We start from the raw sequence: 24,580 nt of genomic DNA on the forward strand, positions 1-24,580 counted from the left end.
GCGTCTGACAATGAATATACTCTTGCCTTACCGATCTTGAACTGCCTTGGTAAATCCATCAGCCGGGTGGATAATTAAGGACCGCTTCACGTCACAACGGCCAGTTATATAAACTGCTTCACAGCATCAATAGCCGCGTCCCAATTTTCTATCTCGGTCCGGCCGGACGCTTTACGCGGCTTAAAGCTGTGATCACCGTCTTCTGTCCAAAAGACCTTAACGCTATCGGACAGATCATAATGTTCAACGGCGTCCCGGTTTCCCATGCTATCGCGCTCGCCCTGAACAACAAGCGTAGGGCATTTCAGGGTCTTTAAATGGTCAATCCGTGGTTTATCCTGCTTGCCGATGGCGTAAAAAGGGTAGCCCAGACAAACCAAACCTGAAACGCCACCCTCATCGGCGACCAACGACGCCATGCGTCCCCCCATTGACTTTCCACCAATGAACAGGCGGTCTGCGCCCGCGAAATCAGCGATTAGCTGGCGCCAACAGGCCAAGAGAATATCCTGCTTGTTAGGCGGGCGCTTTTTCCCGTTTTCCCGCCGCTCCTGCATATAGGGAAACTCGAACCGGATTATGTGAAGATCATCCCCCGCCAGTTTTTCGGCAAAATAGTCCATAAACGGGCTATCCATTGGGGCACCCGCACCATGTGCCAGAATAAGTTTTGTTTTAGAATTCGCGTTACCGTTTTCCAGATACATCCGTTACTCTTTTCACTGTAAAAATGAGATAACTTAATTTTGATCGTTTCGCTCTTCAGAATTCCTATATAGAAGAAAGATCAACAGCAATAAAAGAAGTAAAATGTCTGATTTTATTTTACAGAACGAGCCGACCATCCGCCTCGGTTTCTTCTTTGGCAGCCTTTTACTTGTTGGGTTGTGGGAATTTTTAAGTCCAACGCGAAAACTCCGCGCCCCAAAACTGTGGCGGTGGACCCAGAATCTGGGGCTTACATTCTTTAATTCTCTGCTTTTACGTTTTGTGTTTCCAATTCTGGCGGTTGGCATGGCCCTTATCGCCCAGGAAAATGGCTGGGGATTATTGAATATGGTCTCACTTCCCCTTTGGGTTTCGGTTGTTATCGCCATTATTGTTCAGGATTTAGTTATTTATGGACAACATGTAGCCTTCCACTATGTGCCTGCTCTTTGGCGCCTTCACAAAGTTCATCATGCCGATATTGACTATGATGTAACGACCGGGGCGCGTTTTCATCCTGTCGAGATAGCCCTTTCAATGGGAATTAAGTTGGGCGTCATTCTTCTTCTCGGCCCCCCTGTGCTTAGCGTCATTCTGTTTGAAATCATTCTCAGTTCCATGGCCATGTTCAACCATGCCAACGCCAGTTTGCCAAAACCGGTTGATGGAATTTTACGGCTGTTTGTCGTGACGCCAGATATGCATCGGGTGCACCATTCTATTCTGATCCCAGAATTAAACCGAAATTTTGGGTTCAACCTGGCGATCTGGGACAGGCTGTTCCGGACCTATCAAGCCACCCCTCAAAAAGGGCAGATTGGCATGACAATCGGTTTATCACGCTACCAGAAAGAAGAGCGCCAATCGTTTTTCTGGATGATCCTCCTGCCGTTTCGTAAAGAAAAAGCTTAACTGGGCAACAAATCATCCTGAGTGATGACGAATTCCTCATAGCGGTGCCAGAGAGTTGTGAACTCTGACAAATGCTCCTGCACTTCTTCTCCCGCCTCCGAGATTTTTTCGGCGATCAACAACAGGATATTAGCGATGTGATCAGCTCTCACCTCGCCCCCGAGGATCCCCATCAGGCGTAACGCCTCTTTCACATCATTTACGTGCCCCAGACTATCCTGCATTTTCACAAGAATATCATACCCCTGATGTCGCTTTTCCGCAGCAATCAAAGACGCAAAAAATCTCAGATGATAGCGGGAACGCTTTATAAATTTGCGGACTTTATGCAGCTCCTGTGTGGATAGCTCCTCAATGGACGCGCCACGGCTAAGCATTTCCTGACGGCCATCCTCGATCACCTCAAGAGCAAATTCCCGTACAGCCGCGCTCAGAATTTTCTGTCCTGTCCGGCCCAGCCGTTTTGACCAGTCTTCATTTCGCCAGTTGTCAAAATTCTCCAGTTGCATGGCAAACCGGCCACCCCGAATTTCAACCGCAATAAGCTTATATTCCTTTTCGCGCATAATGAGCGCATGATGGCGCAATTCTTCGTAGGCATCCTCCAGACCATCCAACGGGCAATCTTCGCTCAAAATCCCTCGCAGAAACACATCCATGTCCCGCGCTTCGCCTAAAAGCCTGCCAAAATATTTGTATTCCCGGGAAAAATTTTTCAAAACTTCAGGATGGATAATCTGACGGAAAACCCGCATCGCGACCCTTGTCCGGCGCATCCCAATTCTGATCTGCATTAAAGATGGTTCGTCTTCATGAACCACAAAACGTTCAAAATTTGTCCTAAGATGAACGGAACATTCTTTAAAAATACGCCGGGCAGCGGCTTCGACAGTGGTTGCATCGCGCAGATCAAGGGGCGGCAATTTATACGCGTCCTCCGGTCGATCATTGCCTGCACCTGCACGTTTTTCAGTGACCATTATTTACGACCTGTATTTATTCTTTTATGCTACAGCTAAAAAACAGGAGCTGCTTACCCACCATGACTGAGAATAAGATAGAACTGTCCGATTGGATCGGCAATCAGGAAAAGCGCACTGAAATCATTCATCAGCAGTCCCTTGATGGTTTTGCCGCTTTCATGGATCAGGAGGCCCCCGCATCACCCTATGTTCCATCGGGCGGACATTGGATGTATTTCCTGCCAACGGACAAGCAATCCAATCTGGCACGGGATGGGCATAGTTATAAGGGAGGTTTCCTGCCTCCGGTAGATCTTCCAAGACGGATGTGGGCCGGCGGAAGGCTTACCTTCAATCGTCCCATAAAGGCAGGAGACGTCATCGAAAAGGTCTCGACGGTTAAGTCTATCGTTGAAAAAAACGGACGCACAGGCCGCCTGGTTTTTGTAACAGTGGAGCATGAACTCAAAGGGGAAAACGGCCGCTATATTATGGAAGAACATGATATTGTTTATCGAGATGACCCACAGGAAAATGCTCCAAAGAAAAACCCTGAAAAAGCATCAACCGACTATGACTGGCATCAGACCATCGTTCCGGACCCGGTCATGTTATTCCGCTATTCTGCCTTAACCTTCAACGGGCACCGTATTCATTATGATCGAGAATATGTGACCGGTGTTGAGGGATATCCGGGTCTCATCGTCCACGGGCCATTGATCGGGACCTATTTGATGCAACTTGCATCCGACCATATGCAAGGGAAAAGCCTGAAAAACTTTGAATTCAGGAATTTCAATCCGATCTTTGACATTGCACCCTTTAAGATATGCGGGAAAAAAATCGACGACAGCCTGTGCAGTGTCTGGGCCATGGGCCCGGAGGGGGAACTGGCAGTTTCAGCAACGGCGCAGTTTTAGAGAAAAGGGAGGCAACAAATTGCCTCCCCTAAAGACTTAGTTGGTTTTTTTCATGGATCCATGATCCATTTTCTTCATGCCACCATGGCCACCGTGCCCCATGGAACCCGCTTTCTTGACCGAGACCAGAATATCCACGTCACCGGCTTTTTCAAATTTCAAGGTCACCGGAATTTCCTTTCCTTCTGCAAGCACCTCTGTCAGCCCCATAAACATGATATGATAGCTACCCGGCTTCATCTGAACGGTTTCACCGGCCTTGACCGTAATGCCCTCTTTCACCTGAATCATCTTCATCACGCCGTCTGTCATTTTGGTTGTGTGAATTTCAGTCCGTTTCGCAATTTTGGATGTCGCACCGATCAAACGGTCATCTTCCTTGCTCATATTGTGAAGCGTTACGAACGCGCCTGCAACCTTTGCAGAGGCGGTGCGGGACCGCGCCCATCCGTCTTTTGCCATCATCATACCATCTGCATAAGAGGGCGCAGAAAACAAACCAGACATAAGAGTGACTGCAACAGCGGTTGCAATGCCAAATTTAAAGAATTTCATGATATTTCTTTCAACTAGAGTTGTTCTTTTATGTGCTTGGTGATTTCTTCCGGTGTTGTTCCGTAACGAAATACTGTTGAAAGCTGGCCATCCGGGCCCATCAGATATGTGAAAGATGTGTGATCCACCAAGTAGTATTCCGGATCCCCATCTTCCTGCTTCTGACTATAGGCACGATACATTTTTTTCACTGCCTCGACCTGCGCTTCACTGCCTGTCAATCCGACGATCGCCGGATGAAAGGACTGAACAAACTCATCTACAACCTCGACTGTATCACGGGACGGATCAACAGTAATGAAGATGGGTGTTACCTGCTCTGCGTCGTCTCCAAGAGCTTCCACCACTTGAGCAAAGGTCTGCATTTCCGTCGGGCATACATCGGGACAGAAAGTATAACCGAAGAAAATAAGAGACATTTTCCCGTGGAAAGTCTTGTCGGTAACAGTGTTACCTTTGTTATCAACGAGCTCAAACGCCCCGCCAATTTGCGGAGCCCCTGCAATAATGCCTGATCCCTGACTGGTACCACGGGATCCGGGAATAAGACCCGTAAAAAACAGGACGGCAATTGTAAAGCCTGCAACAACAAGAGCGGCGACTGAATAGGTAAAGATTTTGTTCATTTATTTCACCTTGAAACTGAACACCGGAAGAAACCGGAATATCTGTTAAGTAGAACGTCTTGCACTGAAGAAGACGGGATTAATCAGATCAAGGTAACAGGCGGTGCCCTTTGTGCGGGTCGCATCCATGGGGGGGCTTTATCCGAAATTTTTTGAGACAAAACCGCGAGGGATATACCGTTTCGAAAATCGAACGCAATTTGCGTATTGTTTGAAAGTATCGCAGCTTTCAACAGGTTTAATGAATAAAACGGACAATCTGCACAGGCTCTGCAGTCAGAATTATCGGCCTCAAAATTCTCTACGCCCTCTCCTGCATCAACACGAACCAGTTGAATGCCCGAGGGCGTACACATTTCCACAAGCATTCCTGCCTGCGCCGAGAAAAGAAAACCATGCGTTACAGGAACCAGAAAATTCAGAAGAACAGACACCACAGCTAATGCCCCCAGAAGGCGATGCCCCCTGACGCCAAAGCGTATATTTCCTCTTTTCTGGTTTCTGCCTAAAAACATGGCAGGACATTAGATCAACTCCAATACCCCGACAATACCAAACTCCCGCCTGCGACAATTTGTTCCCTGTTTCCTTAACGTCAGAACAAACTGTAATACATCATTAAAGCCAATCCAGCCTATGCATCCAGCGCCTTCAAGAATGATTGACGACAAACAATTCTAAGGCTAGTGTGGGAATTTAGATGACGGCCGTAAAAAAGTGCTACAATAATGCGGCTGATAATAAAAATGCGTATGTTAAACTGGGCAAGGGCGGTCTTACAAAATTCATGAGTGTTTTTTTCGCAAAACGTTTTATGACACTTCTTGCGACTCTCGTTGGCGCATCAATTGTCATTTTTACTGTAATGGAAATTCTGCCTGGGGACCCTGCACTGGTTATCCTTGGGGTCGATGCTACCGATGAAGCGGTGCTTGCACTGACCAAGGAACTTGGGCTCGATCGCCCTGTTATGGAGCGATATTTCGACTGGATTTTTGGCATTCTACAAGGGGAACTGGGGAACAGCTACGCCTATCGGGTACCGGTCTGGGAACTGGTGGAAGGGGCCCTTAAAATCACTGTTCCTTTGGCCATCCTGTCCATGAGTTTAAGTGTCGTCATTGCTTTGGTAATTGGCCTTTATGCGGCTGCCAACCACAATAAAGCCAGTGATATTTCCCTAATGGGTGTGAGCCAATTGGGAATTTCTGTCCCCAATTTCTGGCTTGCGGTTCTGCTTATTCTATTCTTTGCGGTCAAGCTGCGCTGGCTTCCGCCGGGTGGTTTTCCAGGATGGGAAGAAGGCTTTTGGGCCTGCTTCAGAGCCTTGCTCCTGCCCGCAATTGCGCTCGCGACTGTTCAGGGCGCGATCCTTGCCCGAATTACCCGCTCTTCCGTACTGGAAGTATTCCGCGAAGATTATGTTCGCACAGCCAGGGCAAAAGGCCTCAGCCAAAGAAAAACACTGTGGCTGCATGTGTTGCGCAACGCGATGATACCGGTCCTTACCGTCACCGGTCTTCAATTTGCCAACCTTCTTGCCGGAACCGTCGTCGTGGAGAATGTCTTCCACCTGCCTGGTCTAGGGTCAACTGTCCTGAAAGCCATCAACAATCGCGATACAATTGTTGTTGAAAACGTTGTTCTGATGTTGGCTGGCATGGTTGTCGTCACGAATTTTGTCGTTGATATGTTATACGCGGTTATCGACCCAAGATTGAAAGCCCACGATATATGAGTAGTTCTGCCTCCCAGTCCTTTTTTAGTCGTTGCCTGCAAAGTCGCAGCTTTCTCGTCGGTGGATTGCTGACAGGATTTCTATTGCTGTGCGCACTGGTTTCATTATTTTGGACCCCTGGCGAAGTATATGACATTGTCATTTCTGACCGCTTCTTACCTCCCTCGGCTGACCACTGGCTTGGAACAGATCAATTTGGTCGGGATGTCATGTCGATGCTTATGACAGGCACTCAAAATTCGATCACAGTCGGTATTGTTGCCGTTTCGATTGGCTTGTTTGCTGGTGTTGGTTTTGGATTGCTGGCGTCAGCTAAACGCGGCTGGACCGAAGAAATTATAATGCGAATGAGTGATTTCTCGTTCGCATTTCCGGCTATTTTGTCAGCCATCATGATCACCGCTATTCTGGGCCCAGGCGGGGTCAATTCAATCATTGCCATTGGTATCTACAATGTCCCGGTCTTCGCCCGCCTGACCCGCGGCACAGCCAATTCCATTTGGGCCCGCGAATATGTAATGGCCGCCCGGGCATCCGGCAAAGGCAAGTTCAGAATTACCATTGAGCATGTATTGCCGAACATTCTGTCTATCGTCATTGTTCAGGCAACCATTCAGTTCGCTATTGCGATCCTGGCAGAGGCAGCACTGTCCTATCTTGGCCTTGGCACACAGCCACCGCACCCTTCTTGGGGCCGTATGCTCAATGAAGCCCAGACCCTTATGTTCTTACAGCCAATGCAGGCTATCTATCCCGGGGCCGCGATCGCCATTGCCGTCTTTGGGCTGAACCTGTTGGGAGATGGCCTAAGAGATGTCCTTGATCCACGTCTAAGCAGGAAGCGTTAGTGATGAGTTTACTTGATGTTCGCAACCTGACCGTCATGCTGAATACGGCCTCAGGGCTGGCCCCTGCGGTTCGAAACCTGAACATTCACCTTGAAAAAGGGGAAACACTTGGGATCGTCGGAGAAAGCGGCTGTGGTAAATCCATGACAGCCCTCGCCTTGATGGGATTATTGCCGGAGAACGCAGTAACAACAGGCGAATTATTACTCAACGGGGAAAACCTGCTTAAGAAGTCTGAAAAACAAATGTGCCATATCCGCGGAAACCAGATGGCGATGATTTTTCAGGAACCCATGACCTCTCTGAATCCGGTCCATACGGTTGGGCGTCAGATCATGGAGCCCTTAAGGCTGCATCGCGGTTTGTCCAAAGCAGAAGCTTTTGAAGAAGCTTTGCGGCTTATGGATCGCGTAGGCATTCCAAACCCGTCAGAGCGGATCCACAACCATCCTCACCAGCTCTCTGGGGGTCAACGTCAACGGGTTATGATTGCCCTGGCCCTGTCCTGCTCCCCCGACATTCTGATTGCGGATGAGCCAACGACGGCGCTGGATGTGACCATTCAGGATCAAATCCTCGAACTTATACAAACCCTTGTGGCTGAAGAGGGGATGGCCCTTATCCTCATATCCCATGATTTAGGGGTTATTGCGGAAAACACACAAAAAGTAATGGTTATGTACGGGGGAACGGTTGTTGAAAGCGGAACAACCGATAATATTTTTGACGAATTGACCCACCCCTATACTCAAGGACTATTTGCTGCCATGCCAAAAATCGGTATGGGGCGACAAAAAAGATTAACAACCATTCCCGGAACGGTTCCAGACCTGATCAACCTTCCCAAAGGCTGCACATTTACCGATCGCTGCCCGATTGCATCATCTGGCTGCGGTATGACTGTTCCGTCAGAAACAGATCTGGGCAGTGGTCATAAGGTCGTTTGTCACAATATGGAACAAGCTATTCAGGCCAGAACGACAGGACTGTATCAATGAGTAAAACTGTACTTGAGGTCACCGACCTGGTCCGCCACTACCCTCTACCAAAAGAAAGCCTGTTTGCCAAACCACGGTTTGTCTATGCCCTGAACGGCGTCAGCTTTCAGATAAAAGAAGGTAAAAGCTTTGGCATTGTGGGGGAAAGTGGCTGCGGCAAGTCAACACTTGCGCGCAATGTTATGGCTCTCGAAGAAACCGACTCCGGATCAGTTAAAATTCTTGGAGATGAGGTTGTTGGAAAAAACTTCAACGAACTTCGACCAATGCGCCAACATTTTCAAATGGTATTTCAGGACCCTTATGGATCGTTGGACCCGCATCACACGGTTGGCCGTATTGTCGCGGAACCACTGGCCGCCCTTGCACCGCTCAGTGCTCAGGAAAAAAGCGACCGTGTAAAGGAAGTATTGATGTCGGTTGGCCTGAAAGCCACCGATACAGAAAAATATCCCCATGAATTTTCCGGCGGACAACGCCAGCGTATTGCAATTGCACGGGCTCTTATTACGCGCCCTGCGTTGATCGTTGCGGATGAACCGGTCTCGGCGCTGGACGTTTCTGTTCAGGCGCAGGTTCTTAACCTACTGCGGGATCTTCAGGATAGTTTCGGCGTGACCTATATGTTTATCAGTCACGATCTGGCCGTTGTCGAATATCTATGTGACGAAGTTGCGGTCATGTATTTGGGGTCAATTGTTGAAAAAGGTCGGACCGAAGACTTGTTTGCCCGTCCCGCACACCCTTACACACGGATCCTGCTGGACGCGGTGCCCAAGCCGGCCGCCGGCAATAAAAGAAACCGGATCCGGCTCTCTGGGAATGTGACAGGTCAGACTGAAAAACGCTCTGGCTGTTCCTTTCAGGACCGCTGCCCGATGGCAACAAACCGGTGCAAGGAAGAAGCGCCCAAATTGCGAAAAGTGGAAAGCGACCATTTGGCCGCCTGCCATTTCTCCGATGATCTGCTCAGTCAGGCTGACTAATTAATCTTCTTTTTTCTTGAAATCCAACGCAGCCGAATTCAGGCAATATCTTTGACCTGTTGGGGCAGGACCATCCGGGAAAACGTGCCCCAGATGTGCATCGCATTTATTGCAAACAACTTCGGTCCGGCGCATAAAAAGACTGCGATCTGGAACCTCCCCAACCATTTCGGGATTTAAAGGCTGCCAGAAACTGGGCCATCCGGTGCCGGAATCATATTTGGTTTCAGATGAAAACAGAGGCTCACCGCAGCAAAGGCACTCATAAATGCCGGCTTCCTTGTTATCATGATAAATACCAGTAAAGGCTCGTTCTGTCCCCTTTTTACGAGCAACCTTATATTGCTCTTTGGAGAGTTGCTCGCGCCATTCCGCATCACTTTTTACAATCTTGTCTACCATGGTATGACTTTCCTCCAATAACTGGTACCTACCCCCTATATATAGGAAAAGATACGGAATTTCGCCTCACAATACTTGACGAACCTGTGTATTTAAGGAAAAATCGAAATTAAGCAAGATAGGAGCGCCAATGAGCGAGGTTGTTAGTTTCAACGATCACTATCAGGCCCGGTCTGGGACCACCCAGCGGCCGGGCCCACGAACGCAATTGACATCCCCTCCTGTGTTTTTTGACCGAAAAGAACTGGCTCAAATCCTTCAAGTTTACGGACAAATGGTCGCCAAATCAGAATGGCGGGATTATGCGATCGGCCAAGAGAAACATCTTTGCGTATTTGCCATTTTCCACCGAACCACGGAAAAACCTGTATATCGGATCTTTAAAGAGCCAAAACTGGCTAAAAAACAGGGTGCCTACTCCGTTCAGGCTCAAAATGGTCGGACCTTAAAGCGAGGACAGTCACTGTCTCAGGTTTTGAAGGTTTTTGATCGCAAGCGTTTTGACACGGTCGAATAGCTTAAGAATAAGCAGACTGTGCGTTTCTGGCTCTCATCATCAGGGTTTGGTCCAACTTCACGGGATGGCGGAATTCAAGACGTTTCTCGATCAACGGCATAACGGTTTCAAAGTCCCTGACTTTAAGAAGACTATCAATCCAGACCTGCTCGAATAAATCCCGTTGTGCATGGCTCCCACCAATGCTTTGCATCCTGACACGCGCGGGGCCCAGCAAATCGATCACCTTGCCAAACTCACCCTTAGCATATGCTACGAACGCTTCAGCCGCAGGAACAGCAACACCCCCCCAGACTGTGCGGGTCATCGCAGGGCCTTCTTTCGCTTGCTTATACATGCCCGCCAGCAGCCCCTGAACCGCCTCGTCTTTTCCGCCGCGGGCCAGCGCGAATATATACTGCATATCCAAAAAAGGCTGATCATTATTGAAACTACGATCGGCGACATAATTGGCAACATCCATCCAGCGATCACCAACATCGACACCGGCAAGCTCTAGACGCCATAACAATGAAATGGCGTTTATCTGATCCTGACTATAGGTTTTCTCCCGGCCCCAGACACTGCGATCATACAGAGACAAAGCTTCATCGAACTCCTCTTTTTCCAAGTGGAAAAGCGCCAGGTGCCACCAATTATGGGTATACATAAAAGAATTGCATCCGTCCCATTCATCACTAAGCGTTTGCATCCACTGAATACCGTCATCCAAACGCCCCTGTGTAATCATCACATGGGCAACCGCGTGATGTGCCCAAGGCTCACACCGTTTCATTTCGGTGGCTTTTCGCCCCTCTTCTTCGGCTTCTTCCAATCGGCTCATCTGCTCAAGACCGAAGGCCCGCATCCCATGGGCATAGGCGTTATCCTGATGGGCGTCCAGTACTTGATCCGCAAGCCACAGCATACCTTCGTCATTTCCAAGATTAAAATACAGAGTCTGACCGATTTTGGCCGACAAAAGATCTTCAGGAAATTCGGCGGCAAGTTTGCGGTGGCAGGAAATTGCCTTTGCATAGTCGGCATTCCGATGAGCCAACATAGCTTCTACAAATAACTGTTCCCGACGGGTCGCCCGCGGCGCGGCCTCAACAGCGCGCGTCAGATACTTATCTGTTATGGCAAGGCGGTCGGGGCTTTCCAAAAACAACCCCAGCTGGGTTGCCAACGCGGCCAGAACAGCACAATCCGGGTCCGCATCCGACTGCTCAAAAACGATGGGGAAGTCCGTCCCATACCCGATCAAACTGTTTGAAAACCGATTTATCGCGTCGATGGTTTCTTCTGATGTCGTTGAAACAGTGTTGCCGAACCCGTCCTGCATCATCATGCCTCGTTAATTAAATCCAGCGGATAAATCGGCCGGCGCACATTCTTATATTCAAGCAACTTGTTATCCGAGGTCGTAACCCCTTTTCCGTCCAAACGCAGAGTTGCTTTTGCAATCGGGGCGAAACCAGCCCGATAATGAATACGGCTTTTCAGAACCACATATCGTTTATGTTCTGGCTGAATACCAACAGAAGTAAAGACGCCCTGGTCCCAAGGTTCATGGTGATTGGACACAATTACGATTTCCATATTGCCAGTATCAAGAACGGCAGTTGGTCCCATAAAGACTTTGACGCCAGTATACATCGGCCCCCGGACAGTCCATTCGCCATTACTGATGACCTTAACCGTTCCCGTAATTTCGAGCGGCTCGCCCACCTCGTTAATTGACGGCATATCCGTTTTACCGCCAAGTTTGAGCGTCACAGTATTGCCCACACCGGCTTTTTGCATTTCCTGCACGGCGGCAGGATCCCAAACCGCACCAACAGCGACGTCTTCCAAGCCCTGTCGCATGATTTCTGCAATCACGGTCATCACATCCTGCGTCGCACCAGACCCGCAGTTATCTGCGTGATCCAGCAACAGAATTGGCCCCTCTGTCAGGGACTTGGCTTCTGCTACCTTTTCTTCAAGCGGCGCGTGTTTGTAGACAAAATCCTCCCGAAGTGCCCAAGCTTTGGCAAGAATACGGTCTCTTATAGCATCAGCCTTTGCCTGATCGCCATCGGTGACAACAATAACGGAATTACCGGAATCTTTCATATCTGCCAGAGCAAAACCGCCAAAGGCCGTTGCGGCAATGACGCCCTCTTCCCGCTCTGCTTCTTTACACAGGCGGATCAAGGTTGCCATCGGCTCATCATCCGTCCCCTGACACAGGGTCTGGCTTAGAACAGGAACATTTCCCCAAGACATAACGGGATCAACCTTGCCCGCTATGCTATCCAGCAGTGCCTGACCAATTTGCAACCCCACTTCATACATATCAACATGAGGATAGGTCTTGTAACCGATCAGGGTCGTGCAGTTCCGCACCATCTTATCTGTCAGGTTACAATGCAAGTCCAGCGTGACAGCAATCGGCAAATCAGGGTCAATTTCGCGGATACGTTCAAGGAGTGTACCTTCACCGTCAGGGGTTACTTCCGAGACCATCGCGCCATGCAGGTCCAGCATCGCGGCGTCCACCCCATTTCGCACGGCCTCTAAAATAGGCTCAACAAGGTTATTATAGGCTTCTTTGGTTACCAGCCCCGCGGGCATCGCTTCAGCAGCGACAGGTGTAACAATTTCCGCGTCAATTGAACGGGCAAGTTCAATATAGGCCCCCATGGGCATCGCGGTTCCTTCATAGGCTTTTAATGCGTCTTCCCCAAGGTGCGCGCCCCAGTCCTGAAATCGCTTCCAGTCAGCAACAATTGGAGAGAAAGTGTTTGTTTCATGTTTCATCATCGCGATGAGAATACGCATCTGGCTCACATTCCGTTAAAATACTATGTTTGCTTTCAAACTATCTTAACAGCTTGATCGCCTCTGCCAAGATAAAAATTCGGGCAGAGAGCGGCCATAAAAAAAGCCCGGAATAAACCGGGCTTTTCTTCAGATTTTCGAACAGTCTATTCGCGATTGCCAAACAGGCTCAGCAGCATCATGAACAGGTTCAGGAAATTCAGGTAGAGAGAAACCGCACCCATAATGGCGCCTTTCTCGAGAATCTCATTGTCGTGCCCGTGGTAATATTCAGACTTGATCCGCTGTGTATCATACGCTGTCAGACCGGTGAAGATCAGAACACCAAGCACAGATACGACGAACTGAAGCATGGAAGACCCCAGGAAGATATTAACGACAGATGCAATCAGGATACCGACAAGACCCATAATCAGGAAGGAGCCCATGCCGGACAGATCACGCTTCGTCGTGTAGCCCCACAAGCTCATGGAGCCAAATGTCACAGCCGTGATGAAGAAAACCCGGACGACGCTTTCTGATGTATAGACATGGAAGATGTAAGAGATGGACACACCGAAGGTGGCGACCATCAACCAATACATGATCTTTGTTGTCTGAACACTTCCGCGTCCCATGATGAACAACATGCCCAATGGCGCTAACATAACAACCCACTGCAATGGTGTTCCAAAGACAGCATTGTAAATAACAGGTGTATTTGCTGTAAATGCTGCGGCAGCGCCACTGAGCGCGAGGCCAGAGGCCACGTAGTTATAAACTTTCAGCATGTAGGCGCGAAGGCCTTCATCCATCACAGCTTGTTCGGCTGCGCTGGTTTGTGCTGTTTTCATTCTTGTATATTCGGTTGCCATATACCCTTACCCTCTAAGGAATTTAACTTAGGCTAGATATTGGAGTAGTTACCATAAAATTCAAGGAAAATAATTGCGTTTAATCAGATCGAAGAACCGGCGCTACTTTTTCACCAAGTGCCCGCCAAGACCCAAGCAATCCAAACAGAACCGTAATACCAACACTCACAACGATCGTTCCGATCAGCGTTCCCGGTAAACTTGTCCATTTTGCTTCAAGTACATCGGTGATGACCAGATAGGCAGCGGCCCATCCGGCAAACGCTGCAATGCAGGAGGTCACAAGCCCCAACAGGGCATACTCCAACAAAAATGTTTTGAAAATATCGCGTCTTGTTGCACCCAGAACTTTCAAAATGACCGCATCATACACACGCTTGCGATGCCCAGCGGCAAAAGCCCCTGCCAAAACCAGAATACCCGCAACCAATGTAATGGATGCCGTTGCCGTCACAGCAGACGACAACTGCTCAAGGATTTTGGAAATGGTCTGCAGCGCTTCCTTCATCCGAACAACCGAAATATTGGGAAATTCAGTTGTGATCGTTCGAAACAATGTGGTTTCCGCCTGATCCTGCGCTTTTGCCGTCGCGAGCAGGCTATGAGGGGCCGCAGCCAAAGTATTATGGTCGAAGACGATCACAAAGTTAATCGCAAGGGTGCTCCAGTCAATTTCACGTAAATTTGCGATCTCGGCTGTAATTTCACGACCCATAACGTTCACCGTTAGCGTGTCACCGATCCCAATTCCCATTCCGATCGCAGCTTCCTGATCCATGCTGATCAGCGGTTTACCCTGATAATCCTCGGGCCACCAATCCCCTTCAACAACCGTTGCATTCGCCGGAATTTTCTGGGAATAGGTCAGACCGCGATCACCGCGCAGCACCCATTTCACGTCACTGGCAACTTTGACCTGTGCAGCGGGAACACCGTCAACAGCGACAATGCGTCCGCGCAGATTGGGTAGATAGTTTACATCACTCACGCCTTCAATTGCGCTGGCACGGTCGACGAATTGATCAAGCTGGCTATTCTGAATATCGATGAAGAAAAACGCAGGTGCATTTTCCGGTAATTGATCCTGGACCTGCGCCCGTAAGTTCCCTTCAATCAAGGCCACCGTGACAAAAAGGGTCAAACCCAATCCCATCGACAAAATTACGCTTGCCGTGGCGGCACCCGGGCGATGGAGATTGGCAATCGCCAGTCGCAAAACAGGAATGTTAGCTCTTGGGGCATGACGGGCCAGCCATTGGACGATAAATCCGACTGCCATCAAAATGCTAAAAATCAATAAGGCTGCGATTACAAAACCGATCGCGAATATTTTTTCTTCCACCGTCAGGATCGACAATGCCACCAAGGACATAAAGGTCACGGCAATAAGAAGAAGGTAACGGGGTCGCGGCCAGCGCCGTACGGACACCACATCCCTAAAAAGCGACGCTGCGGGTGTTTCCCGTGCCCTCGCAAGCGGCCAGATCGCAAACAATGTTGCAGTGAGCAATCCGTACGCGGCGGCCAAAATCAGGGGGCCTGCCTGCAACGTTACGACAGCAGGTACCGGCAAGGCGGTTGCCAAAAACTGCGACGCAACCAATGCACCGCCAAACCCGATCACCAATCCGGTAACCGACCCGACAAATGCCAGTATCATCACTTGAAAATAGTGAACACGGAAGATAAACCGACTGCTCGCCCCGAGACATTTCAAGGTCGCGATCGTTTCAATTTTACCGTCCAAATAGGCGCGAATTGCATTCCCCACGCCGACCCCGCCAACGATCAGGGCGGTCAGCCCGACCAGCGTCAGAAACATGGCCACCCGGTCAACAAACCGCTTTATTCCGGGGGCACCGTTAGAACTGTCCGTGATCCGCCACCCTGCATCTGACTGCGCGACCTTCACGGCATCCCGGAAATCAGGGATACTGGTATCAGGCGCCAAATCCAGTCGATAGTGATAACGGATCAGACTGCCAGGCTGGATCAAACCGGATTTTTCCAGCGCCTGAGTAGAGACAATTACGCGGGGCCCCAGACTCATTCCCTGACTGGCTTTGTCAGGTTCATTTTCGATGATCCCGCGAACGATGACAGACAACGTCCCTATTTTCAAAGAGTCGCCAACCGTCACGCCAAGCCTGTCCAATAAAATTGGCTCAACCATGGCGCCATAGTTACCCCCTTCCGGGCGCAACAGCTCCTGTTCAGAACGCTCTGTGTTGCTTTTCTCAGAAACTGTCAGTGCCCCGAATAAAGGGTAAAGGTCATCCACCGCTTTTAATTCGCTAAGCAACCGTTTGTCGGTTTTTTCCGCACGAACCATGGCACGAAGGATCTGCGTTTCACTCACTTTTCCCTGTGATCGCAGCCAGGTCAATTCGTCGCCACTGGCCGGCCGGGAGGTCAACCGAACGTCCACATCACCGCCAAGGATAAGCTTCCCGTTCGACCGTAACCCTTCAGAAATTGAGCTGGACAACGTGCCGACCCCGGCAATGGCGGCAACCCCTAACACCAGACAGGCAATAAAAATTCGAAACCCTTTAAGGCCGCCCCGCAATTCCCGAAATGTAAATCTCAGGGCAAGCATCAGGCTTTCATCAGAACCGGTTTTTCTCATGATGGCTGTGCTTCCACCGGCCGCGGCTGATCTGCTGGCATTTCGACAACCCGGCCATCTTCCACCCGGATCACCCGATCACATTTCGCAGCCAGTTGATCATCATGGGTAATAAGGATCATGGTTGTATCGTGGGCGTCATGTAATTCAAACATCAGGTCCACAATCAATTCACCAGTTTTCCCGTCCAGATTTCCGGTTGGCTCATCTGCAAGAAAAATCTTCGGCTCTGTGCAAACGGCCCGTGCCAAAGCGACCCGTTGCTGTTCTCCCCCTGAAAGCTGTGAAGGATAGTGTGTGGCGCGTGCCCCCAGCCCAACGGCTTCCAATTTCTGCCTCGCCACCTCAAACGCGTCTTTACGTCCAGCAAGTTCAAGCGGGATGGCCACATTTTCCTGCGCGGTCATGGTTGGCACCAGATGAAAGGACTGAAATACAATACCCACATTATCGCGCCGAAACCGCGCCAATGCATCTTCATCCATCTTGTCCAGTTGGTTCCCAGCGACCTCGACCTTACCCTCGGTTGGTGTTTCCAGCCCCGCCATTATGGACATTAAGGTTGACTTTCCGGACCCGGACGGCCCAACAATACCAACAGTCTCTCCGGCCAGTACTGACAGGTTTATACCACGCAGGATATTGACAGGGCCCGCATCTGAATTAAGTGTGAGATGTATAGAATTTAAACTGACGATCGGCGAGTGGGGCACGTTCATTCCAATGCAAAAACAAAAACATGATTTCTTGGCATATGGCAAATTTACTCGTTTTTTCAACATATTTGCCGTCGCTGCCCTCTTTTTTCTTCAAATTCAGAGTGTAACGGCAAACGAGACACGCCGCCTTGTCGCTTTTGGGGACAGTCTGACAGCGGGATATGGCCTTCCACAAACCGAAGCCTTTACGGTCCAGCTGGAAGCTGCGCTTCAAAAGGCGGGTCTGGATATAAAGGTTGAAAATGCGGGTGTTTCTGGGGATACCTCGACCGGCGGACTTCAACGTCTGGACTGGGCGATCGGCAATGGTGCGGACTTCGTCCTGCTGGAACTTGGGGCCAATGATGCTTTGCGGGGAATTGAACCTTCCGTCACGCGGAAAAGCCTGATGCAAATAATTGAAAAACTTCAGGAAAAAGACATCCCGGTTATGCTGGCAGGTATGAAAGCTCCGCCCAACATGGGGCCCGAATATCAGGAAGAATTTGATCGGATCTATCCTGAGCTTGCAAAAAAGTACGAGATCGCCTTTTATCCTTTCTTCTTGGAAGGTGTTGCTTCGATTCCCGATCTGAATCAGGAGGATGCCATCCACCCGAATAAAGAGGGCGTTGCGTTAATTGTGGAAAAAATGACGCCATCCCTCGTCAAATTTGTATCCAAACACTGAGTAATCCGGGGCGCACCCGCTAAAATTTACAGGACAAATTATGGAATATAGAAAACTGGGTCAAACAGATCTGGACGTAAGTGCTATCTGCCTTGGAACTATGACTTGGGGCGAACAGAATACAGAAGAAGAAGCCCACCAACAACTTGACATGGCAGTGGCGAGCGGCATCAATTTTATTGATACGGCTGAACTGTATCCGGTCCCGCCCAAAGAAGAAACTCAGGGTCTGACGGAAAAGTATATTGGAAGCTGGCTCAAAAACCGCGCGAAGCGGGATGATGTCATTCTAGCCACCAAAGTGGTTGGAAAATCTGATAACACCTACTTTCGCGGAAACGGAGAGATTAGCCGACTTCATGCACGACATATCAATGATGCCGTCGACAAAAGCCTGGAACGACTGCAAACAGACTATATCGACTTATACCAGCTTCACTGGCCAGAGCGCAGCACCAATTATTTTGGCAAACTGGGCTATGTCCACGAAGAAGAAGAGGATGCTGTCGAGATTCTTGAAACACTGGAAGCCCTGGACGTCCTCGTTAAAAGTGGCAAGATACGGCATGTCGGACTATCCAATGAAAGCGCATGGGGGACCATGCGATATCTGCATCTTAGCGATAAATATGATCTGCCTAGGATGGTGTCTGTCCAAAACCCCTATAATCTTCTGAACCGATCTTACGAAGTGGGCCTGGCCGAAGTCTCGATCCGCGAACAATGTGGATTACTGGCTTATTCTCCGCTTGCGATGGGCATGCTCAGCGGGAAATATCAAGGGGGGCAGAAGCCCGAAGGGTCGCGTTTTTCTCTATTTACTCGGTTTGTTCGTTACTCCACCGAGATCGCCCACAAGATGACAGACCAATATGTGGCCCTTGCCAACGAAAATGGGCTGGACCCGTCACAGATGGCACTCGCCTACATCAATTCACGGCGCTTTGTGACGTCCAATATTATTGGCGCGACCAATCTGGAGCAGCTTAAAACCAATATTGGCAGTATTGACATTAAACTTTCAGACGACATTCTCTCAAAAATAGAGGATATTCATAGTCAGCATCCTTATCCTTGTCCTTAAGGAGGTTCTGAAATGCGGTTATTCGTTGCTCTTTCCTTACCCGAAGACGTTAAGCGACGAATTGAGACATTGCGCGGTGGCATTCCAGATGCGCGATGGATTTCAAGTGAAAATGCGCATTTGACGCTTTCCTTTATTGGAGAAATTCCGGAGGCCGAAATACTGGATATCGGAATGGCGTTAAGCAGAATCTCACACGCTGCATTTGACGTGACAATTGAAAATGTGGGGGTGTTTGGAAATTCCAGACGCCCCCGTATTCTTTGGGCCGGCATCAAATCCAGCCCTGACCTGATGAGCCTCCAACAAAAAGTGGTGAAGAACCTGGCACTGGCTGGTTTCAAACTAGAGGACCGGCGTTTCAAGCCACATATAACACTTGCCCGGATCCATATGTCGCCTTACGAAAAAGTCCGGCAATATCTGTCCGACAACGCGCTGTTTCGAATTCCTCCCGTTCAGGTGGATCACTTCACATTATTCTCCAGCCACCTTGCCCATACCGGCGCCATTTATACCGAAGAGATGTATTTCGACCTGATCAACGCCTCCGCGACCACCGAACAGTCCTCATTGGCAAGCATGTCAGGCGAATAGCCCGAGCCAAGGGTCTTGGGTAGCCGAACCGCGACGCCAAAGAAGCGCTTCCGGCGTGCGGCGTGTCATTCGGCCGGATCCTAAAATCCTAAATTGGTTTTCCACCAGGTCGGCAAAGCAAAAGAGGCTTTATGAAGGGCTTCATTATAGTGGCGCCCTACATGGGCTTTAACCGGGTTTGAATAATCGTAACCATCACGGCTATAGAGGAAAAACCCAAATTCTGCGGCCGGATATAACTGCACGATTGACCGATATCCTGAGACGTGAGGCAGAAGATGTTTGTTCTGCATGATGCTGACAAGATTTTGATCTTTATCCCCGCAAAGCTCCTGCAGGAAATAGGCGCGCTCTTTGCCAACAAAAATACTATCGCTGTCTAGAACAACCCCAGTATCCGTTATGCAGGCTGAAAAATTCTGGCAGAATTCTTCTGTGAAGACAGTTGCCGATGGCCCGACCGGCTCACTCAGGTCCAGAATGATCAGGTCGAACTTATCCCCCGATGCCCGTGCCTTTTTCATGTAATCGGCAGCGTCACCGATGATTAGCTCAACCCTTGGATCATCATAATTCCCGTGAATACCAAGATATTCCTTTGACAATTCAACGACCCGCTCATCGATTTCAACCATAACAACGCGGGATACGAAATCATGCAGTAACACTTCACGAAGAATGCCACCATCGCCACCACCGACGATCAGAACACTCGCATTTTCACGCACGCGCCCCAATAGCGGCACATGAACAGCCATCTCATGATACATGAATTCATCGGATTCTGACGCCTGCACCAACCCATCCAATGTCAAAATCCGACCAAAGGTCTCATGGTCAAAAATTTCAATTTTCTGGTAGGGGCTTTGCTCTTCATGCAGCTTTTTCATATCGAGCGCATGGGTAAAGGCAACGCCTTCCGTTTCTTCGTGCCACCAGGTACGGCTAATTTCACTAATTTTGGTCATAATACTTTCTCAACGATCCAGGTCGTTCTCAATAATGTGCTTGAGCAATGCTTCTGATGCTGGTTTCAGCAAATCGAAAACATGCTCATAATCGGACAAATCACCGTAATATGGATCCGGCACTTCGGTTTCTTCGCTTGCACCAAAATCCAGCATTTTACAAAGTCGGCCCTTAAAATGATCAGGCTTCATGCGTGACAGATTGGCGTAATTATCATTGTCCATTGCCAGGATATACTGAAACTGCTCAAAATCTGAGGTTCGCACCTGACGTGCCCGTAAATCCGACATTTGAATATATCTGGTTTTGCCAATTAGCTGCGCCCGTTCATCAGGTGGATTACCAACATGCCAAGCCCCGGTTCCCGCACTATCCGTTATAATCCTGTTCTCAAGATTTTTCGCCGCGACCATGTCCCGAAACACCGCTTCCGCGGACGGTGATCTACAAATATTCCCAAGACAGACAAACAAAACCTGTATCATACTACCCTCGATCCTTGGCAGGCCACAGTTAGGGAACATATACAGGGTAACGATGGAGGTGCGAAGATAGAAATGGCAGGGAAACTTGAAAAAACTGATCGAGATCAGAAAATCGCGACTTTAAAAGGATGGAAAGCTCAATCAGGGCGCGATGCGATTGAGAAAAGCTTTCGATTTAAATCGTTCAATGAGGCTTTTGCCTTTATGACACGCGTTGCATTGAAGGCAGAAAAAATGGACCACCATCCAGAATGGTTCAACGTTTACAATCGTGTTGACGTGACGTTGACAACCCATGACGCCAATGGTGTCAGCGAAAAGGATATAAAACTTGCCGCATTTATGGACAAGGTAGGCGACCCTTAAGCCGCCGCCCTTAAAACGTCTTTATTTTGGCGCCATACGGATCGCGCCATCAAGACGGATCACTTCACCATTAAGCATCTGGTTCTCACAGATATGCTTTGCCAAAGACGCAAATTCTGCTGGATTACCCAAACGACTAGGGAAAGGAACACTGGCTCCAAGCGAGTCTTGCACATCCTGAGGGAGACTCATAAGCAGTGGTGTTCCAAAAATACCGGGGGCAATCGTCATGACCCGCACACCAACATTGGATAGATCGCGGGCAATCGGAAGCGTCATACCAACGATACCCCCTTTGGACGCCGCATAGGCAGCCTGCCCAATTTGACCATCATAAGCAGCTACAGATGCTGTATTAATGCAAACGCCGCGCTCGCCACTTTCCATGGGATCCAGCTTGACCATGTCGTCGGCCGCCCGGCGAATACAATTGAAGGTTCCGATCAGGTTGATATTCAGTACCTGCTGGAACTTATCCAAGGGATGCATTCCACGGCTTGATACTGTTTTTGCAGCAGGACCAATACCCGCGCAATTGACCAGAATACGCGCAGGACCGTGTGCCGTGCGAGCAGCCTCAAAGCCGGCTTCAACTGACGCATCCTCTGCCACATTTACTGTGAACGCTGATCCACCAATTTTTTCCGCCATTGCTTCGGCGGCCTCAGTATTCAAATCGAAAATAGCAACTTTTGCGCCCGCTTCAGCCAGCGCTGTTGCTGTCGCCGCTCCCAAGCCAGATGCACCACCTGTTACAATAGCAGCTTTTCCGCTGATATCCATTATCCGTCTCCCGATAATCTAACGTTTGTTTTTCAAAAATATGCCTCTTGAATACACCTCTCTTGGCAAAAAGGAAAGAACCCTCTGTTGCAAATCAGGGCACGACCATCATATACAGGAGCATGCAAAAACCTGATGATGATACCTCCGCGTTTGATGCGGATAAAATGCAGAGTGACAAACGCCTCGTCATGCGGGAGTTTGCTCAGAAGCTGCGCAGCAATCTTGGAAAGATCCCGTTTGCCGAAGATGTGACGGCCTCGTTCTATTGTGCCATGGACAGCAAAAGCCCCGCTTTTGTAAAGGCTGTTTTATTTGGCGCGCTTGCCTACTTCATCATGCCAGCAGACGTTATCCCTGATTTTATCGCGGCCTTGGGTTATACGGATGATGCCAGTGTCCTGCTTGCTGCGATGAAAACGGTACAGAGTCATATTGCGCCTGATCATCGCGAAAAAGCGTTGGCCTTTTTGGAAAAACAGCCCCGCCCGGAACCTGCCGAAGACTAGGGCTCAACCGATTGTTCTATTGGCTGCTTTTGAGCCTTCTTCAGGCCCGCTTCACGGCGGACGATATACAGGCTTGAGGCAACAATAATGCTCGCGCCGGTGAGCATCCACAAAGTCGGGATTTCACTAAAAACCAGAAAACCAAAGAGACCGGAAAATACCAGCCGCATGTAATCAAAGGGTGCCACGGCGGTCGCTTCTGCCACACTAAACGCCCGGATCGCGCAATAATTAGCGCCAGAACCAAACAACGCACCGCCGCCCAGTATGGCCAGTTGTTGCCAGGTTGGCGTTTGCCAAACAAATAGGGCGGGAATAAACGCAATACTGGCCCCGATTACCCCGAAGTAAAACATCATGGTAATGGGATCTTCGGTGCGGCTCAGTTTTTTAAGAAAAACCGAAACAAGGGCCACCATAAACGCGCCGAACAAGGCGACAAAGGACGCATGACTGAACTCACCGTCGGCCTGCACCATGACAAGAACCCCTAAAAACCCAACTCCGGTCGCCAACCAGCGACGCCAACGAATGATCTCACCTAGAAAAAGAACGGCCAGCAAAATAAGAAAGAGTGGTCTGGTGAAGGTCAATGCCACGGCATCCGCAAGGGGTAAATGCGTCACTGCATAAAAGATACTCAGCATTCCGGAAATACCGACGACAGCGCGAAAGAAATGAAGTTTGAAAACCTTTGTTCTAAGAGAGCCTATCCCTCTTTTAAAAACAAAAGGCAGCACGACAATCACCCCGAATACAGCACGGATGAAGCCAAGTTGAAAGCTGTCCAGCTCCTGACCGAGATACTTAATGACCAGGCTCATGATGGAAAAACAAAACCCGCCAAGCAGCATCCACAATGCCCCTTGGGCATTTGCAGGGATGGTCTCCCATATCCCCAACCACCGCAGTCGCTGGGACGCTGCAAAATTCATTGGCTCTCCCCGACTTTACTGGCGGCATCCTTCGCGTTCTGAACACTTTTCGGGTTGCCCGTCGCCCCGCTTAACCGAGCTTCACGCATGGCGATATAAACCGACGATGCAAAAATAATCGAGGCACCGACCCACACATAAATACTTGGATCTTGGGCAAAAAACAAAGCCCCGATAATGGCCGAGAAAACCAGACGGAAGAAATCAAACGGCAGAACATAGGTCGCGTCTGCAACGGCAAATGAGCGGGTAAAAAACAGATGCCCCAGTGTCGCACTCAGGCCCATGCCCGCCACCAGCATCAACTGATCCCAACTTGGTGTTACCCAGACAAGCATTGCCGGGATAAAAGACATCGGCAAAATGATGATCTGTGTCCAGGCAACAATGGACGGCGTACTTTCAGTCCCGGAAAGCATTTTCACACAGGTGACCGAACAGGCCATCGTCGCTGCGGCCAGCAGGGCTGCATAGGCGCCGGTGCTCATATCAATCACACCCGGCCGAAGAATGATCATAGCGCCTACAAAACCAACCAGAATAGCCATCCAGCGGCGAAACCGAACAACTTCTTTCAGGACGACGATCGCAAGCAGCGTGCCAAAGATCGGCGCGGTAAAATTAAGCGCGACCGCTTCTGCAAGCGGAATAACCGTTACGGCGTAGAACCAGGCAACCATAGAGACAAACCCGAATATACCGCGCACCAGGAACAATCCGGGTCTTCCGGTCTTCAATCCGGAAACGCCATATTTCAGGAACCACGGTGCAAGCGCAATCAGGCCCGCCATATTTCTAAGGAAGACAATCTCAAAAACCGGCATACCACTTGTTGAAAGTGATTTGATCAATCCCCCCAAGATGGAAAGGAACACACAACCGATAATCATTAAAAAAGCAGCCTGTATGGCTGCCGGCGCCTCGCGAAAGGGCCTCAGTAGGGGGAACGAAAACATTTTCCCATATTAGTTCGCATGCGTACCAACTTAAAGTGCAAACTTTG

28 protein-coding genes are annotated in these 24,580 nt (G+C 49.5%); 12 read left to right on the top strand and 16 right to left on the bottom strand.

Features of this window, described 5'->3' with window-relative positions:
- Positions 1–104 precede the first annotated feature (104 nt).
- Positions 105–707, bottom strand: coding sequence for an alpha/beta family hydrolase (locus ACJAYR_RS08120; protein WP_415236134.1), 603 nt, complete (start codon positions 705–707; stop codon positions 105–107).
- 103 nt (positions 708–810) lie between these two features.
- Between ACJAYR_RS08120 and ACJAYR_RS08125 the strand changes: the two genes are divergently transcribed.
- Complete coding sequence (locus tag ACJAYR_RS08125) at positions 811–1,620, top strand: sterol desaturase family protein (RefSeq protein ID WP_415236135.1); 810 nt, start codon at positions 811–813, stop codon at positions 1,618–1,620.
- Here ACJAYR_RS08125 and ACJAYR_RS08130 read toward each other — a convergent pair.
- Complete coding sequence (locus ACJAYR_RS08130) at positions 1,617–2,600, bottom strand: CHAD domain-containing protein (RefSeq protein WP_415236136.1); 984 nt, start codon at positions 2,598–2,600, stop codon at positions 1,617–1,619. The two genes, ACJAYR_RS08125 and ACJAYR_RS08130, sit on opposite strands and share 4 nt — an antisense overlap.
- Positions 2,601–2,662: 62 nt before the next feature.
- Between ACJAYR_RS08130 and ACJAYR_RS08135 the strand changes: the two genes are divergently transcribed.
- Positions 2,663–3,502 (top strand): MaoC family dehydratase N-terminal domain-containing protein, encoded by an 840-nt coding sequence (locus tag ACJAYR_RS08135; RefSeq protein WP_415236137.1) that lies wholly within the window; start codon positions 2,663–2,665, stop codon positions 3,500–3,502.
- A gap of 36 nt (positions 3,503–3,538) precedes the next feature.
- Here the strand turns inward: ACJAYR_RS08135 and ACJAYR_RS08140 are convergent, their stop codons facing one another.
- The 3 genes from ACJAYR_RS08140 to ACJAYR_RS08150 form a co-directional block, all read right to left on the bottom strand.
- Positions 3,539–4,057 (bottom strand): copper chaperone PCu(A)C, encoded by a 519-nt coding sequence (locus ACJAYR_RS08140; protein ID WP_415236138.1) that lies wholly within the window; start codon positions 4,055–4,057, stop codon positions 3,539–3,541.
- 14 nt (positions 4,058–4,071) lie between these two features.
- Complete coding sequence (locus tag ACJAYR_RS08145; RefSeq protein WP_415236139.1) at positions 4,072–4,683, bottom strand: SCO family protein; 612 nt, start codon at positions 4,681–4,683, stop codon at positions 4,072–4,074.
- 83 nt (positions 4,684–4,766) lie between these two features.
- Positions 4,767–5,120, bottom strand: a complete 354-nt coding sequence (locus ACJAYR_RS08150) for a hypothetical protein (protein WP_415236140.1) — start codon at positions 5,118–5,120, stop codon at positions 4,767–4,769.
- 350 nt (positions 5,121–5,470) lie between these two features.
- Between ACJAYR_RS08150 and ACJAYR_RS08155 the strand changes: the two genes are divergently transcribed.
- Genes ACJAYR_RS08155 through ACJAYR_RS08170 form a run of 4 tightly spaced genes read left to right on the top strand, consistent with a single transcriptional unit; the run spans position 5,471 to position 9,253 of the window.
- The gene (locus ACJAYR_RS08155) at positions 5,471–6,421 is read left to right on the top strand and encodes an ABC transporter permease (protein WP_415236199.1); all 951 of its coding nucleotides are present in this window, start codon (positions 5,471–5,473) and stop codon (positions 6,419–6,421) included.
- Positions 6,418–7,269 carry an ABC transporter permease gene (locus ACJAYR_RS08160; protein WP_169546259.1) on the top strand — a complete coding sequence of 284 codons (852 nt, stop codon included), beginning with the start codon at positions 6,418–6,420 and terminating at the stop codon, positions 7,267–7,269. Before ACJAYR_RS08155 ends, ACJAYR_RS08160 begins: the two co-directional genes overlap by 4 nt.
- 2 nt (positions 7,270–7,271) lie before the next feature.
- On the top strand, positions 7,272–8,267 hold the full coding sequence (locus tag ACJAYR_RS08165) for an ABC transporter ATP-binding protein (RefSeq protein ID WP_415236141.1): 996 nt from the start codon (positions 7,272–7,274) through the stop codon (positions 8,265–8,267).
- Positions 8,264–9,253: an ABC transporter ATP-binding protein gene (locus ACJAYR_RS08170; RefSeq protein ID WP_415236142.1), complete on the top strand. Its 990-nt coding sequence runs from the start codon at positions 8,264–8,266 to the stop codon at positions 9,251–9,253. Before ACJAYR_RS08165 ends, ACJAYR_RS08170 begins: the two co-directional genes overlap by 4 nt.
- Here the strand turns inward: ACJAYR_RS08170 and msrB are convergent, their stop codons facing one another.
- Positions 9,254–9,655 carry a peptide-methionine (R)-S-oxide reductase MsrB gene (msrB, locus tag ACJAYR_RS08175; RefSeq protein ID WP_415236143.1) on the bottom strand — a complete coding sequence of 134 codons (402 nt, stop codon included), beginning with the start codon at positions 9,653–9,655 and terminating at the stop codon, positions 9,254–9,256.
- Positions 9,656–9,785: 130 nt separating this feature from the next.
- Between msrB and ACJAYR_RS08180 the strand changes: the two genes are divergently transcribed.
- On the top strand, positions 9,786–10,172 hold the full coding sequence (locus ACJAYR_RS08180) for a DUF2794 domain-containing protein (RefSeq protein ID WP_415236144.1): 387 nt from the start codon (positions 9,786–9,788) through the stop codon (positions 10,170–10,172).
- A 1-nt stretch (position 10,173) separates the two neighbouring features.
- On the opposite strand, the gene ACJAYR_RS08185 is transcribed toward ACJAYR_RS08180, so the two are convergent.
- From ACJAYR_RS08185 to ACJAYR_RS08205, 5 genes are all read right to left on the bottom strand, one after another.
- Positions 10,174–11,502 (bottom strand): tetratricopeptide repeat protein, encoded by a 1,329-nt coding sequence (locus tag ACJAYR_RS08185; RefSeq protein WP_415236145.1) that lies wholly within the window; start codon positions 11,500–11,502, stop codon positions 10,174–10,176.
- On the bottom strand, positions 11,499–12,977 hold the full coding sequence (locus tag ACJAYR_RS08190; protein ID WP_415236146.1) for a M81 family metallopeptidase: 1,479 nt from the start codon (positions 12,975–12,977) through the stop codon (positions 11,499–11,501). Before ACJAYR_RS08190 ends, ACJAYR_RS08185 begins: the two co-directional genes overlap by 4 nt.
- Before the next feature lie 146 nt (positions 12,978–13,123).
- A complete protein-coding gene (locus ACJAYR_RS08195; protein ID WP_415236147.1) occupies positions 13,124–13,831 on the bottom strand; it encodes a Bax inhibitor-1/YccA family protein in 708 nt (235 codons plus the stop codon).
- Between the two features lie 79 nt (positions 13,832–13,910).
- Positions 13,911–16,460, bottom strand: a complete 2,550-nt coding sequence (locus ACJAYR_RS08200; protein WP_415236148.1) for an ABC transporter permease — start codon at positions 16,458–16,460, stop codon at positions 13,911–13,913.
- Positions 16,457–17,173, bottom strand: a complete 717-nt coding sequence (locus tag ACJAYR_RS08205) for an ABC transporter ATP-binding protein (RefSeq protein ID WP_415236149.1) — start codon at positions 17,171–17,173, stop codon at positions 16,457–16,459. Before ACJAYR_RS08205 ends, ACJAYR_RS08200 begins: the two co-directional genes overlap by 4 nt.
- A gap of 10 nt (positions 17,174–17,183) precedes the next feature.
- Between ACJAYR_RS08205 and ACJAYR_RS08210 the strand changes: the two genes are divergently transcribed.
- Genes ACJAYR_RS08210 through thpR form a run of 3 tightly spaced genes read left to right on the top strand, consistent with a single transcriptional unit; the run spans position 17,184 to position 19,530 of the window.
- Positions 17,184–17,849 carry an arylesterase gene (locus ACJAYR_RS08210; RefSeq protein WP_415236150.1) on the top strand — a complete coding sequence of 222 codons (666 nt, stop codon included), beginning with the start codon at positions 17,184–17,186 and terminating at the stop codon, positions 17,847–17,849.
- Positions 17,850–17,889: 40 nt separating this feature from the next.
- Entirely contained in the window at positions 17,890–18,933 is a 1,044-nt protein-coding gene (locus ACJAYR_RS08215; protein WP_415236151.1) for an NADP(H)-dependent aldo-keto reductase, read from the top strand.
- 12 nt (positions 18,934–18,945) lie between these two features.
- Positions 18,946–19,530, top strand: a complete 585-nt coding sequence (gene thpR / locus ACJAYR_RS08220; protein ID WP_415236152.1) for an RNA 2',3'-cyclic phosphodiesterase — start codon at positions 18,946–18,948, stop codon at positions 19,528–19,530.
- Between the two features lie 80 nt (positions 19,531–19,610).
- Here the strand turns inward: thpR and ACJAYR_RS08225 are convergent, their stop codons facing one another.
- Together ACJAYR_RS08225 and ACJAYR_RS08230 are read right to left on the bottom strand one after the other, a co-directional pair.
- The gene (locus ACJAYR_RS08225) at positions 19,611–20,498 is read right to left on the bottom strand and encodes a polyamine aminopropyltransferase (RefSeq protein ID WP_415236153.1); all 888 of its coding nucleotides are present in this window, start codon (positions 20,496–20,498) and stop codon (positions 19,611–19,613) included.
- Between the two features lie 9 nt (positions 20,499–20,507).
- Positions 20,508–20,984, bottom strand: coding sequence for a low molecular weight protein-tyrosine-phosphatase (locus ACJAYR_RS08230; protein ID WP_415236154.1), 477 nt, complete (start codon positions 20,982–20,984; stop codon positions 20,508–20,510).
- 72 nt (positions 20,985–21,056) lie between these two features.
- On the opposite strand from ACJAYR_RS08230, the gene ACJAYR_RS08235 reads away from it, so the two are divergent.
- Positions 21,057–21,350 carry a 4a-hydroxytetrahydrobiopterin dehydratase gene (locus ACJAYR_RS08235; protein WP_415236155.1) on the top strand — a complete coding sequence of 98 codons (294 nt, stop codon included), beginning with the start codon at positions 21,057–21,059 and terminating at the stop codon, positions 21,348–21,350.
- A 21-nt stretch (positions 21,351–21,371) separates the two neighbouring features.
- Here ACJAYR_RS08235 and ACJAYR_RS08240 read toward each other — a convergent pair whose 3' ends face one another.
- Entirely contained in the window at positions 21,372–22,133 is a 762-nt protein-coding gene (locus ACJAYR_RS08240; protein ID WP_415236156.1) for an SDR family NAD(P)-dependent oxidoreductase, read from the bottom strand.
- 122 nt (positions 22,134–22,255) lie between these two features.
- Here ACJAYR_RS08240 and ACJAYR_RS08245 point away from each other — a divergent pair, with 122 nt between their 5' ends.
- Positions 22,256–22,642 carry a YkvA family protein gene (locus tag ACJAYR_RS08245; RefSeq protein WP_415236157.1) on the top strand — a complete coding sequence of 129 codons (387 nt, stop codon included), beginning with the start codon at positions 22,256–22,258 and terminating at the stop codon, positions 22,640–22,642.
- Here the strand turns inward: ACJAYR_RS08245 and ACJAYR_RS08250 are convergent.
- A complete protein-coding gene (locus tag ACJAYR_RS08250; protein ID WP_415236158.1) occupies positions 22,639–23,577 on the bottom strand; it encodes a DMT family transporter in 939 nt (312 codons plus the stop codon). The genes ACJAYR_RS08245 and ACJAYR_RS08250 overlap by 4 nt on opposite strands.
- Complete coding sequence (locus ACJAYR_RS08255) at positions 23,574–24,467, bottom strand: DMT family transporter (RefSeq protein ID WP_415236159.1); 894 nt, start codon at positions 24,465–24,467, stop codon at positions 23,574–23,576. Before ACJAYR_RS08255 ends, ACJAYR_RS08250 begins: the two co-directional genes overlap by 4 nt.
- Positions 24,468–24,580: the final 113 nt, after the last annotated feature.

The sequence above is a fragment of the Sneathiella sp. genome, from assembly GCF_047631475.1.
In the GTDB taxonomy this organism is placed as follows: Bacteria; Pseudomonadota; Alphaproteobacteria; order Sneathiellales; family Sneathiellaceae; genus Sneathiella.